The organism is Bradyrhizobium sp. CCBAU 51753 (assembly GCF_015291565.1).
In the GTDB taxonomy this organism is placed as follows: domain Bacteria; phylum Pseudomonadota; class Alphaproteobacteria; order Rhizobiales; family Xanthobacteraceae; genus Bradyrhizobium; species Bradyrhizobium ivorense.
Map to the genome: position 1 here is coordinate 6083955 of NZ_CP030037.1, position 13214 is coordinate 6097168.

Consider the following 13214-nt stretch of genomic DNA (forward strand, 5'->3'; position numbering starts at 1 on the left):
AACGGTCTGTTTCCTGCATAAGCCGTGCCAGAGCGAAGCCAAATCAAAAGCCGAAGCCGCGCAGGCGGTTAGCCCGCCCCGCCCATCGATTGATCAGCGCGCCGCTGCTCAAAGGCGATGCATCTGCCGCGACGCCGCGATTATTTTGAGCGCAAGACCGCTCGCATGGGTGGGCGCATGCCCGGCCCCGTGAAGATGCGGCTTGATGATTTTGCCGCGGTTCGATTTACTGCCGCCCATGAGCAAATCGCCTGCGAAGAAAAAACCAGCCGCGGCGTTCGCCCCCGGCGACGATGAATCCGCACGCGGGCGCCTGTTGAGCGCGGCGACGCATCTGTTCTGCAAGAACGGCATCAACGCCACCGGCATCGATGCGATCATCGACGAGGCCGGCACCGCCAAGACCACGCTCTACAAGCTGTTCGGCTCGAAAACCAACCTCGTGCACGCGGTGCTGGAGAGCGAGGGCCGGCAGTGGCGCGAATGGTTCATCGGCGCGATCGAGGCCGGCGGCGGCGATCCGCAGACCAAGCTGGCGCGGATCTTCCCGGCGCTGAAGAGCTGGTTCGCCGAGGAACGCTTCTACGGCTGCCCCTTCATCAACGCGGTCGCCGAGCATGACAAGGACGCCAAACAGTTCCGCAACATCGCGCTGAAGCACAAGAAGGTGGTGCTGGCGCATATCGAGAAGCTGGCAACCGAGATGGGCGCCGCCGAGCCCGCGGTGCTCGCGCACCAACTGGCGCTCCTAATCGACGGCGCGATCGTCGCCGCGATGGTGTCGTGTGATCCCGGCGTTGCCGATACGGCGGGACTTGCCGCGAGCAACCTGTTCGCGCCGGCGAAGGCGAAGAAGACGAAGCGCACGGGCAGCGCGGCGGAGCAGCTCGTCGCGGTCTGATCCTTCGGCGCCATGCGCGCCCTGGCGATGATGTGCCAAGGCACTATCCGCGTCATTGCGAGCGAAGCGAAGCAATCCATCGGGCGGCATACGCGGAACCATGGATTGCTTCGTCGCTTCAGCGCAAAATTGCTTCGCAATTTTGTCGCTAACGCTCCTCGCAATGACGATCCCCTTACAGATCGAAATTGGTCGGCAGCATCACGACGTCGCGGATGGTCATGCCGCGCGGCCGGGTCAGCATGAACATTACGACCTCGGCGACGTCGGCGGCCTCGAGCAGGCTGCCCTGCTCCCGCGCCTGCTGCAGCTTCTCCGCCGGCCAGTCCGCGAGCAGCGCGGTGATGACGGGGCCGGGCGAGATCGCGCCGACGCGGATGCCGTGCTTGAACACCTGGCGGCGCACGGTCTGGACGAAGCAGCTGATCGCCCATTTCGACGAGGCGTAGACCGGCTCCCACGGCGTCGGGAAATGCGCGGCAAGCGAGCTGGTGACGATGATGTCGCCAGCGCCGCGCTCGATCATGTGCGGCAGCACGTCGTGGACGTTCTTCATCACGACGTTGACGTTCAGATTCAGCATCCGGTCGATCGCCACGCTGTCGGCGTCGATCAGGTCGCCGCCGACATAGCTCCCGGCATTGGCATGAAAAATGTCGAGCCGGCCCGCCTGCTCCAGGATCTTCGGCAACAGCGTCGCGCAATCGGCGGGATCGAGCAGGTCGATCACCAGCGGCAGCACCGCCTCGCCATGCTTGTTGCGCAGCGCCTGCAGCGCGGCCGCATCGCGGTCGACCATCACGACGCGCGCGCCTGCGGCCAGCATCGCCTCGCTGCTCGCCAGCCCGATGCCCGACGCCGCCCCGGTCACCGCTGCGACCTTGCCTTCCAGTTTCCTCGCCATCGGATGTCACCTCGTTCGGATCACATGCCGCAGCGTGCGGCAAAACAACCCGACGGGCAACGAGCTGGTCCCGGTGGAGATCGATGCGCCAAGGTCCATCACCGTCATCCTGAGGTGCGAGCCTTGCGGCGCAATTGCGCCGCTAGGCGAGCCTCGAAGGATGAATCGGCCACCAGCGGGGCCGTCGATCCTTCGAGGCTCGCCGAAGAGGCTCGCACCTCAGGATGACGGGTCTGACAGCTACGCGTCGCACGAGAAAACTCCCGCCATCGCAAGCTCACCGCCCTTGCTTCAGCCTCGCCTCCAGCCGCACCAGCTCGCCGTCGAGATCGCGCTCGACGTCGGCCACCGCGATGTCGACCACCCGATAATCCCGCGCCTCGAGCCAGGCGCGGCGCTTGGCGCGGTCGGTGGCGATGGCTTCGCTCTCGCCGCGGTTGACCAGCTCGATCGCGATGCGGTGCACGAAGGAGACGAAGTCGGGGATGTGGCGGCCGACCGGGGTCTGGCGCTTGAACAGGCCGGCAAAGCGGCGGTCTTTTGTCAGCGCCTGCCACAGCATCCGCTCGGCGTCGGTCGGGTTGCGGCGGAGCAGCCGGGCGAGGCCGCGGACGGTCGAGCTGCTGTCGGCGGTGGCGCCGCCGTGGCCCTGCTCGGCGAGCAGCGCGCGCAGCCGCGTCGCCTGGGCGCCGTCGAGCACGCCGCCCTTGGCCGGTCCCTTGCGGCCCTCGGCGATCGCCATCACCACGCCGTGCAGCGTGTGCATGTCCTGCTTGGTCGGGTCCATCCGGGTGAAGATGTTGCGCAGGTTCACCAGCATGGTGTCGCGCTTCTCGGCCGGGCGCAGGAACTCGACCTTGTCGAGCTCGGCGACGAGGTTGTCGAAGAACGCCTGCATCTGGTGCTGCGAGGCCGGCTCGGACCGCTCGGGCATCGCAAACGGCAGCGCGCCTGATGTCGACAGCTTGAACCACTCATAGCCCATCAGCAGCACCGCCTGCGCCAGGTTGAGCGAGGCGAAGCCGGGGTTGACCGGGAAGGTGATGATGCGGTTGGCGAGCGCGACCTCCTCGTTGGTCAGGCCGGCGCGTTCCCGCCCGAACAGGATGCCGGCGCCGCCGCCCGATGCGACATGGCCGACGATCTCGCCGGCCGCCGCCTCCGGCCCGACCACCGGCTTGGCCTGGTCGTGGGCGCGGGCCGTGGTCGCGAACACCAGCGTGAGATCGGCGATCGCCTGCTCGACGCTGTCGAACAGCTCGACGGAACCGATGATGTGGTCGGCGCCGGCCGCGGCGCGCTGCGCTGCGATGTTGGGCCAGCCGTCGCGCGGATTGACGATGCGCATCCGGGTCAGCGCAAAATTGCCCATCGCGCGCGCGGCCATGCCGATGTTCTCGCCAAGCTGCGGCTCGACCAGGATGACGACGGGACCGGCAAGGTCGTGCCCTGCCTTGGTCTTGTCGGTGCCGGACATCTCACTTCACCTTCTGATTCAACATCTGAAGATTTTGAATCAGCTTCCGAGGAGACTGATTCAAGATCTCATGCGGGGCATCGGGCGCAGCCCTGCGCCGGCCCTGGCCAAATCCGATTTCTCCAAGGAGATAACAGGGTTAGCGGCGTTTGCGAATCCTCGACCGGAATCGCAATGGTGCAAGGCCGGGACCGCGCTTTGCGCGCGCTTCAGCCACGGATAGGCTATCAACCACAACCAAAGCGAAGCTGTAAAGCCGGGCTTCAGGCGCCGGTTTAACGGCCGAAGCAGCAGAAACGGCACGGGGAACGACAATGCGGGGCAGATGGACGCTGGCGATGTTGGGCGTGGTTCTGATCGTGGCCGGCGGGCTGCTCGCCTACCTCACCCAGACCGCCGGCGGCATCCGGATCGAGGATGTCCGCTTCAAGGGCGCCAAGGGCAACACCATGAGCGCCCTGCTCTACATCCCGCCGAATGCGACGCCACAGATCCCGGTGCCCGGCATCCTCGCGGTCCACGGCTACATCAATTCGCGCGAGACCCAGGACGGCTTTGCCATCGAGTTCGCCCGCCGCGGCTATGTCGTGCTGGCGCTGGACCAGACCGGCCACGGCTACAGCGACCCGCCGTCGTTCGCCAACGGCTTTGGCGGCCCTGACGGTCTCGCCTATCTGCGCAGCCTCGAGATCGTCGACAAGGAGAACATCGGCCTCGAGGGCCATTCGATGGGCGGCTGGACCGTGCTGGCCGCGGCGGCGGCGATGCCAGACGGCTACAAGTCAATGGTGCTGGAGGGCTCCTCGACCGGAAAACCGTTCGCCGCCGAGGGCACCACGAGTTGGCCGCGCAACACCGCGCTGGTGTTCGCGCAATACGAGGAATTCTCCACCCTGATGTGGGGCGTCGACCTCGCCCGCGACGTGACAAAAAGCCAAAAGCTCTGGGCGCTGTTCGGCACGCAAGGACCGGTCGAGCCCGGCAAGGTCTACGGCGATCCGGCTGCCGGCACCGCGCGGGTGCTCTACACGCCGGCAATGACCCATCCCGCCGAGCACATCTCGCCGGAGGCGATCGGCTTTGCGCTGGACTGGTTCGCCACCACGCTGAAGGGCGGCACGCCGCGCCCGGTCGATGACCAGATCTGGTTCCGCAAGGAGATCGGCACCTTGATCGCGCTGCTCGGCTTCGTGGCGCTGGTGATCGGCACCTTCGACGGGCTGCTGGAGGCGCCGATGTTTTCCCGGCTGCGGCTGCCGGCGATCGACGACGGCACCATGCCGCCGCATCAGGCCGCCAGCGGCCGGCGCTGGACCGCGGCCTTCATCCTGACCGCGTTCATCCCGGCGCTGACCTATTACCCGGCCTTTGCGCTGGGCGGCACCGTCGTGACTCCGAGCAAATTGCTACCGCAGGGCATCACCAACCAGATCCTGGTCTGGGCCATCATCAACGGCCTGATCACGCTCGCCCTGATGTGGCTCGCCCCGAAGCGGGCGAGCCGGTCCGGCCTGATCGGGCAGTCGATCGCGATCGCGGTGGCCTCGGTTGCGGTCGGCTACGCCGCGCTGTGGCTCGCCGACCTCGCCTTCAAGATCGACTTCAGGTTCTGGATCATCGCGCTGAAGTTGATGAGCGCGAAGCAATTCCTCATCTTCCTGATCTATCTGATTCCGTTCACGGCGTTTTTCGTCGTGGCGCTACACCTGCTGCACCGGAATTTCTCGACCATGGACGCGCCGCGCGGGGCGCTCTACCTCACCAACATCCTCGCTTTGACGCTCGGCTTCATCGTGTTGCTGGTGCTGCAATACGGCACGCTGTGGCTGACCGGAAAGCTGTTCAACCCGGTCCCCGACCCCGGCTTCGTGCCGCTGTCGACCATCGTCGCGATCCAGTTCGTGCCGCTGCTGGCGATCGTGGCCGTGATCGCGACCTTCACCTGGCGGCGGACCGGATCGAGCCTGCCGGGCGCCCTGATTTCCGGCCTGTTCGTGACCTGGTACATCGTGGCCGGCACGGCCACTCAGGCGGCGTTTTAGAAGGGTTTTCAAGCGAAGCCTGCCCCGGACTTGATCCGGAGTGGGCCCCGGTTCGCGTGAAGAAAACCCGTCCAGACAGAGGACCGAGAGCCGCCATCAGATGGCGGTTCTCGGCTAAAAGATGGGCTTAAAGTGCATACCCCGTCCGCTTCCGCCCGCCCCCGGGCGGTGCTATAGCGCGGGGGAATCCACTCCCGCCGTCAGTGCGCTATTCCCAAGAGGGCCTCTCCGTCATGGCAAAAATCAAGGTGTCCAACCCCGTCGTCGAACTCGATGGCGACGAGATGACCCGGATCATCTGGCAGTACATCAAGGACAAGCTGATCAACCCGTTCCTGGATGTCGAACTGCTGTATTTCGATCTGGGGATGGAATACCGCGACGAAACCAATGACCAGGTGACCATCGACGCCGCCGAAGCCATCAAGAAGGTCGGCGTCGGCGTGAAGTGCGCCACCATCACCCCGGACGAGGCCCGGGTGAAGGAATTCGGCCTCAAGCAGATGTGGAAGTCGCCGAACGGCACCATCCGCAACATCCTCGGCGGCGTGATCTTCCGCGAGCCGATCATCTGCAAGAACGTGCCGCGGCTGGTTCCCGGCTGGACCAAGCCGATCATCATCGGCCGCCACGCCTATGGCGACCAGTACCGCGCCACCGACATCAAGTTCCCGGGCAAGGGCACGCTGTCGCTGAAGTTCGTCGGCGAGGACGGCACCGTGATCGAGCGCGAAGTGTTCAAGGCGCCCGGCGCCGGCGTCGCGATGGAGATGTACAATCTCGACGACTCCATCATCGACTTCGCCCGCGCCTCGCTCAACTACGGCCTGCTGCGCAACTACCCGGTGTACCTGTCGACCAAGAACACGATCCTCAAGGTCTATGACGGCCGCTTCAAGGACATCTTCCAGGACATCTACGACCGCGAGTTCAAGAAGGAATTCGAGGCCAAGGGCCTGACCTACGAGCACCGCCTGATCGACGACATGGTGGCCTCGGCGCTGAAATGGTCCGGCGGCTACGTCTGGGCCTGCAAGAACTACGACGGCGACGTGCAGTCCGACACCGTGGCCCAGGGCTACGGCTCGCTCGGCCTGATGACCTCGGTGCTGCTGACGCCGGACGGCAAGACGGTGGAAGCCGAAGCCGCCCACGGCACCGTGACCCGGCACTACCGCGAGCACCAGAAGGGCAAGGAGACCTCGACCAACTCGATCGCCTCGATCTTCGCCTGGACGCGAGGCCTCGCCCACCGCGCCAAGCTCGACAACAACGAGGCGCTGGCGAAGTTCGCCACCACGCTGGAGAAGGTCTGCGTCGCGACCGTCGAGGAAGGCTATATGACCAAGGATCTCGCGCTCCTGGTCGGCGCCGACCAGCGCTGGCTCTCGACCACCGGATTCCTCGACAAGGTCTCCGACAACCTCGTGAAGGCGATGGCCTGACGCCGTCGTCACGGAACAGAGCAGCGGGCGTGACCATGACCCTTCTCAGGAGCGTCACGCTCGCAGCGCTGTTGCTGACCGGGTCGGCGGCGCTGGCCGCCGATGCCCTGCCCGACGCCATCGCGGCACCGGGCGAGACCGTGGTCCTCACCCTCCACGCCGTGGGCGCACAGGTCTATGAGTGCAAGCCGGTCACCGACGGCAAGCTCGCCTGGTCGTTTCGCGAGCCGGTCGCAACCCTGATCGAGGGCGGCCGCACCATCGGCCGGCACTATGCCGGGCCGAACTGGGAGCATGTCGACGGCAGCGCCGTCACCGGGCGCACCGCCGGCACCGCACCCGGCGCCACCGCCGCCGATATCCCCTGGCTGAAGCTCATCGTGATCGCCCACCGCGGCGAAGGCGTGCTGTCCACCGTGACCACCGTGCAGCGGATCAACACCTCGGGCGGCCAGCTCGACGGCGCTTGCGACAAGCCGGGCGCGCTGACGAGCGCGGCGTACTCTGCGGATTACGTATTCCTGCGCAAGAGCGAGGGGCACTAATCCCGATTGCCGCCGTCGGTTTCGGCCGGCGCCGCGTGCGCGATCTCGCCGGGTGCGACATCGCCGCCGCCGGCCACGACGGTGTCGGCGAGCCGCGCCTCCGCGGTCTCCTTCACATGCGCCGCGAGCGCCGGCATGCGCTCGATCAAGGCGTGAAAATCCTGCGCATCGAGCACCAGCAGCCTGCTCTTGTGGATCGCCGTTACGGTGCCCGAGCGCTTGGTCCGCCGGAGCAGCGCGATCTCGCCGAAGAAGCTGCCGTCGGACAGCCGCACGCGCTGGCCCGGCAGGTCGATCTCGACCTCGCCCGAGGTGATGAAGTACATCGACGACGCCGCGTCGCCGCGCCGCACCAGCACCTCGCCCGGCTCGATGGTCTGCGCCCGCAGCAACCGCATGATGTCGGCGATCTCGGCGGCGCCGAGATGGGCGAACAGCGGCACCCGCGCCAGCATGCCCCAGGTCACGACGAAATCGCGGCGCCGCACCTCCTCGGCGAACGCGGTCGAGACGATCGCGACCGGCAGCGCGATCATCGCAAAGCCGACCACGATCGCGAACACCGTGACGATCCGCCCGAGCGGCGTCACCGGCACCACGTCGCCATAGCCGACGGTGCCGAGCGTCACGATCGCCCACCACATCGCCTGCGGCATGGTGGCGAACTTGTCCGGCTGCACCTTGTGCTCGATGGCATAGAGCAGCGCGGCGAACAGCAGCACCGCGCCGGTCAGGATCACGACACAGCCGAACAGCGTGCGCCGCTCGGCGTGCAGCGCCGCCAGCAGCGAGCGCAGCGCCGGCGAATAGCGCACCAGCTTGAGGAACGGCAGCATGCCGAACAGCACCAGCGCGGTCTTGTCGCCGATCACAAGCGCGATCGCCGACGGCAGGAAGGCGAGCAGATCGATCAGGCCGAGGGCTGACAGCGCGTATTCCAGCCGCGCCCTGACCGGAGTCATGTGGCGCAGCGAATGGCCGACCACACTCCACAGTCGCGCGGCATATTCCAGCGCGAAGGCGATGACGGCAGCGATCTCGACCGTCGTCAGCAGCCCGCCGAACCGCGCCTCGATCTCGGGCTCCGAGGCGAGGATCGCCGCCAGCACGTCGGCTGTGATGATGGCGATGATGAAGCGGGCAAACCGCGACCCGCCGGAATGCGGCAGGTCATCGCGTTCGAGCAGCTCGTAGAGACGGTCCCGCAGCTCCGGGTCGCTGCCACTGCGCTTGCCCGGAACTGTCGTCACGATCTGCCTCTCCGTCAGGCGCCGGCCATCGCCTGTTCGATCGCCGACAATGCGGCGCTGGCCTTGGCGCCGTCGGGGCCGCCGGCTTGCGCCATGTCGGGCCGGCCGCCGCCGCCCTTGCCGCCGAGAGCTTCGGAGCCCTTGCGCACCAGCTCGACGGCGTTGAAGCGCGAGGTGAGATCGGCGGTGACCCCGACCACGATGCCGGCCTTGCCGTCCTCGGTGACGCCGACGATGGCGACCACGCCGGAGCCGATCTGCTTCTTGCCGTCGTCGACCAGGCTCTTCAGATCCTTGGTCTCGACGCCCTCGACCGCGCGCGCCAGCAGCTTGACGTTGCCGACCTCGCGGACCCCGGCGCCCGCGCCGTTCGACGCGGCACCGCCGCCCATCGCGAGCTTCTTGCGGGCGTCCGACAGATCGCGCTCGAGCTTCTTGCGCTCCTCGACCAGCGCGGCGATGCGCGCCGGCACGTCCTCGACCGAGGTGCGCAGCTCCTGCGCCGCGGACTTGGCCAGCGCCATGGTGTCGTTGGCATGCTTGCGCGCGTAGCGGCCGGTGAGCGCCTCGATGCGGCGCACGCCCGACGCCACCGCGCTTTCGCTGGTCACCGAGATCAACCCGATATCGCCGGTGCGGCGGACATGGGTGCCGCCGCACAGTTCGACTGACCAGCCGAGCGCGTTCTGGCCGTGCGCGCGGGCCGACTTGCCCATCGAGACGACGCGGACCTCGTCGCCATACTTCTCGCCGAACAGCGCCCGGGCGCCGGCCTCGCGCGCGTCGTCCACCGCCATGATGCGGGTGGTGACCTCGTCATTTTCCAGCACGACGTCGTTGGCGATGTCCTCGACGCGGGCAAGCTCTTCCGGCGTGATCGGCTTCGGATGCACGAAGTCGAAGCGCAGCCGGTCGGGCGCGACCAGCGAGCCGCGCTGCGCGATGTGATCGCCCAGCACCTGACGCAGCGCCTCGTGCAGGAGGTGCGTCGCGGAGTGGTTGGCGCGGATCGACGAGCGCCTGGCGTGGTCGACCTCGAGCTGCAGCGCGGTGCCGATCTTCAGCGTGCCCTGCTCCACCGTGCCGAGATGCACGAACAGATCGCCGGCCTTCTTCTGCGTCTCGGTGACGCGGAAGGTGACGCCCTCGCCGGTGAGCACGCCGATGTCGCCGACCTGGCCGCCGGACTCCGCATAGAACGGCGTCTGGTTCAGCAGGATCGCGCCGGTCTCACCTTGCTTGAGGCTGTCGACCTCGGCGCCGTCCTTGACCAGCGCCGTCACCGCGCCTTCCGCGCTCTCGGTCTCGTAGCCCAGAAACTCCGTCGCGCCGAGCTTCTCGCGGAGCGGGAACCAGATCGCTTCGCTCGCCGCCTCGCCGGAGCCCGCCCAGGACGCACGCGCCTTGATGCGCTGGCGCTCCATCGCGTCGCTGAACGCCGCCTGGTCGACGCTGATGCCGCGCGACTTCAGCGCGTCCTGGGTCAGGTCGAGCGGGAAGCCATAGGTGTCGTACAGCGTGAAGGCGGTGTCGCCATCGAACATGTCGCCCTTCTTGAGGCCGGCGCTCTTCTCGTCGAGCAGCGACAATCCGCGCACCAGGGTCTTGCGGAACCGCGTCTCTTCCAGCCGTAGCGTCTCCTCGATCAGCTTCTCGGCGCGCACCAGATCCGGATAGGCCTGGCCCATCTCGCGGACCAGCGCCCAGACCAGGCGGTGCATCAGCGGCTCGCTGGCGCCGAGCAGCTGCGCATGGCGCATCGCGCGGCGCATGATCCGGCGCAGCACATAGCCGCGGCCCTCGTTCGACGGCAGCACGCCATCGGCGATCAGGAAAGCCGACGAACGCAGATGGTCCGCGATCACCCGGTACGACGCCACGTTCTGCGCGTTCGGCCCATGGCCGAGCGCCGACGATGCCGCATCGATCAGGTTGCGGAACAGGTCGCTCTCGAACACGCTCTCGACGCCCTGCAGGATGGAGGCCATCCGCTCCAGTCCCATGCCGGTGTCGATCGAGGGACGCGGCAGCGCGACGCGCTCCTCCTTCGTCACCTGCTCGTACTGCATGAACACCAGGTTCCAGAATTCCAGGAAGCGATCGCCGTCCTCTTCCGGCGTGCCCGGAGGCCCGCCCCAGATGTGCTCGCCGCGATCGATGAAGATTTCCGAGCACGGCCCGCACGGACCGGTGTCGCCCATCGCCCAGAAATTGTCCGAGGTCGCGATCCGGATGATGCGGTCATCCGAGAAGCCGGCGATCTTCTTCCAGTGGCCCGCCGCCTCGTCGTCGTCGTGGTAGACGGTGACCAGCAGCTTGTCCTTGCTCAGCCCGAACTCCTTCGTGATCAGGTTCCAGGCGAGCTCGATCGCGCGCTCCTTGAAGTAATCGCCGAACGAGAAGTTGCCGAGCATCTCGAAGAAGGTGAGATGACGCGCGGTGTAGCCGACATTGTCGAGGTCGTTGTGCTTGCCGCCGGCGCGCACGCATTTCTGCGCCGTGGTGGCGCGCTGATAGGGACGCTTCTCGATCCCGGTGAAGACGTTCTTGAACTGCACCATGCCGGCATTGTTGAACATCAAGGTCGGGTCGTTGCGCGGCACCAAGGGTGACGACGCCACGATCTCGTGGCCGTTGTCCTTGAAGTAGTTCAGAAATGTCGACCTGATGTCGTTGACGCTGCTCATGTTCATCCAATCGGAAAATGGGCCGGTCGGGCGCAAAATACCGTATTTTTCCGGCCGAACGCTTTTAGACATTGCGGGCGGCGGTGTCCAGAAACTGTGCAGGCGGATCATAAGCTTGCCGCAGCACACAACACCACATGGGATAGTTGCTGCGGCTGCGTTGACAGCCTTGGTGGCGTCGTGTTTCCATCTTATCTGTTACCCCGTCACGTCGGGAGAGACCGGCCCTACCGCCGGCGCCGAAGGAGCAACCGCCCCGGAAACTCTCAGGCAAAAGGACCGCGTGACGTCTGACATCTGGAAAGAGGCGCTGGGGTTCGACCCCGATGCGTCCGCCGACGGGATAATACTCTCAGGCAAAGCGACAGATGGGGCTTTCTGCAGGTTTCTCAAGGGGAAATAGGTCCCCGCGGGAACCGCGAGGGCCCTGTGATGCGTGCACCCGAAACTTCTCCGCTGAAACAGACCCCGCTGCATGCGCTGCACATCGCGCGTGGGGCCAAGATGGTGCCGTTCGCCGGCTATGACATGCCGGTGCAATACGTCGCCGGCGTGCTGAAGGAGCACCTCCACACCCGCAGCAACGCCGGGCTGTTCGACGTCTCCCACATGGGCCAGCTCGCGCTGCGGCCGAAATCCGGCAAGCTCGCGGACACCGCGCTCGCGCTGGAGACGCTGGTGCCGCAGGATATTTTGGGCATCGCGCCGGGACGGCAGCGCTACGCGCAATTCACCAATGAGGACGGCGGGCTGCTCGACGACCTCATGGTCGCGAATTTCGGCGATCATTTGTTCCTGGTGGTCAACGCCGCCTGCAAGGACGAGGACGAGGCGCATCTGCGCGCGCATCTTTCCGACGCCTGCGAGATCGTGTCGCTGGCCGACCGCGCGCTGATCGCGCTGCAGGGGCCGAAGGCCGAAGCGGCGCTTGCGAAATTCTGCCCGGATGTCGGTTCGATGAAATTCATGGATGCCGGCCCGCGCCGCGTCGCCGGCATCGACTGTTTCGTCTCGCGCTCCGGCTATACCGGCGAGGACGGTTTTGAGATTTCGGTGCCGGCGGACAAGGCCGAGACGCTTGTGACCGCGCTGCTCGACAATGCCGACGTGCTGCCGATCGGGCTCGGCGCCCGCGACAGCCTGCGGCTCGAGGCCGGGCTGTGCCTTTACGGCCACGACATCGACACCACCACCACGCCGGTCGAGGGCGCGCTGGAATGGTCGGTGCAAAAGGTCCGCCGCAGCGGCGGCGGGCGCGCCGGCGGCTTTCCCGGCGCCGGCAAGATCCTCGCCCAATTCGCGCAGGGTGCATCGCGCCGCCGCGTCGGGCTGCGGCCGGACGGCCGCGCCCCGGTGCGCGAAGGCGCCGTCCTGTTTGCCGATCCGACCTCTACCGAGCCGATCGGCAAGGTGACCTCGGGCGGCTTCGGCCCGAGCCTCAATGCGCCGGTAGCGATGGGCTATCTGCCGACATCACTCGCCGTCACAGGCACTACCGTTTTCGCCGAAGTGCGCGGCCAGCGGCTGCCGCTCAAGGTCGCCGCCACGCCTTTCGTTCCCAATACCTACAAACGCTGAGGATCAACAATGACGACGCTCTACACGTCCGACCACGAATGGCTCCGCATCGAGGGTGACGTCGCCACCATCGGCATCACCGATTACGCGCAATCGCAGCTCGGCGACGTCGTGTTCGTCGAGCTGCCCAAGGTCGGCCGCAGCCTGAAGAAGGCCGAAGCCGCCGCCGTGGTCGAATCCGTGAAGGCGGCCTCCGACGTCTATGCGCCGATCACCGGCGAGGTGGTCGAGGTCAACGACACGCTCGTCGCCGAGCCGGCGCTGGTCAATTCGGACGCCGCGGGCAAGGCCTGGTTCTTCAAGATGAAGATATCGGACAAGAGCGAGCTCGGCGGCCTGATGGACGAGGCCGCCTACGCCGCGCACACCGCCTGAGGATGATGCC

10 protein-coding genes and 1 riboswitch are annotated in these 13214 nt (G+C 66.6%); of the genes, 6 read left to right on the forward strand and 4 right to left on the reverse strand.

Annotation, left to right across the window (positions count from 1 at the left end):
* The first annotated feature begins 238 nt into the window (after window positions 1-238).
* Window positions 239-901 (forward strand): TetR/AcrR family transcriptional regulator, encoded by a 663-nt coding sequence (locus XH93_RS27895; RefSeq protein ID WP_139859766.1) that lies wholly within the window; start codon window positions 239-241, stop codon window positions 899-901.
* 175 nt (window positions 902-1076) lie between these two features.
* Here XH93_RS27895 and XH93_RS27900 read toward each other — a convergent pair whose 3' ends face one another.
* Entirely contained in the window at window positions 1077-1805 is a 729-nt protein-coding gene (locus tag XH93_RS27900) for an SDR family oxidoreductase (protein WP_194469948.1), read from the reverse strand.
* 277 nt (window positions 1806-2082) lie between these two features.
* Entirely contained in the window at window positions 2083-3282 is a 1200-nt protein-coding gene (locus XH93_RS27905; RefSeq protein WP_194469949.1) for a TrmJ/YjtD family RNA methyltransferase, read from the reverse strand.
* Between the two features lie 338 nt (window positions 3283-3620).
* Between XH93_RS27905 and XH93_RS27910 the strand changes: the two genes are divergently transcribed.
* The 3 genes from XH93_RS27910 to XH93_RS27920 all read left to right on the forward strand — a co-directional run bounded on the left by XH93_RS27910 (window position 3621) and on the right by XH93_RS27920 (window position 7314).
* On the forward strand, window positions 3621-5324 hold the full coding sequence (locus tag XH93_RS27910; RefSeq protein WP_194469950.1) for a S9 family peptidase: 1704 nt from the start codon (window positions 3621-3623) through the stop codon (window positions 5322-5324).
* Between the two features lie 233 nt (window positions 5325-5557).
* Window positions 5558-6769: an NADP-dependent isocitrate dehydrogenase gene (locus tag XH93_RS27915; protein WP_139484777.1), complete on the forward strand. Its 1212-nt coding sequence runs from the start codon at window positions 5558-5560 to the stop codon at window positions 6767-6769.
* A gap of 35 nt (window positions 6770-6804) precedes the next feature.
* Window positions 6805-7314 (forward strand): DUF3455 domain-containing protein, encoded by a 510-nt coding sequence (locus XH93_RS27920; RefSeq protein ID WP_194475354.1) that lies wholly within the window; start codon window positions 6805-6807, stop codon window positions 7312-7314.
* Here XH93_RS27920 and XH93_RS27925 read toward each other — a convergent pair.
* On the reverse strand, window positions 7311-8564 hold the full coding sequence (locus XH93_RS27925; RefSeq protein ID WP_371814803.1) for a cyclic nucleotide-gated ion channel: 1254 nt from the start codon (window positions 8562-8564) through the stop codon (window positions 7311-7313). The two genes, XH93_RS27920 and XH93_RS27925, sit on opposite strands and share 4 nt — an antisense overlap.
* Before the next feature lie 14 nt (window positions 8565-8578).
* Window positions 8579-11251 (reverse strand): alanine--tRNA ligase, encoded by a 2673-nt coding sequence (gene alaS / locus XH93_RS27930; protein WP_194469951.1) that lies wholly within the window; start codon window positions 11249-11251, stop codon window positions 8579-8581.
* Window positions 11252-11452: 201 nt separating this feature from the next.
* Window positions 11453-11543, forward strand: a riboswitch (glycine riboswitch).
* Between the two features lie 140 nt (window positions 11544-11683).
* On the opposite strand from alaS, the gene gcvT reads away from it, so the two are divergent.
* Window positions 11684-12829 carry a glycine cleavage system aminomethyltransferase GcvT gene (gcvT, locus tag XH93_RS27935; RefSeq protein ID WP_194469952.1) on the forward strand — a complete coding sequence of 382 codons (1146 nt, stop codon included), beginning with the start codon at window positions 11684-11686 and terminating at the stop codon, window positions 12827-12829.
* Between the two features lie 9 nt (window positions 12830-12838).
* The gene (gene gcvH, locus XH93_RS27940) at window positions 12839-13204 is read left to right on the forward strand and encodes a glycine cleavage system protein GcvH (RefSeq protein WP_139484772.1); all 366 of its coding nucleotides are present in this window, start codon (window positions 12839-12841) and stop codon (window positions 13202-13204) included.
* Window positions 13205-13214: the final 10 nt, after the last annotated feature.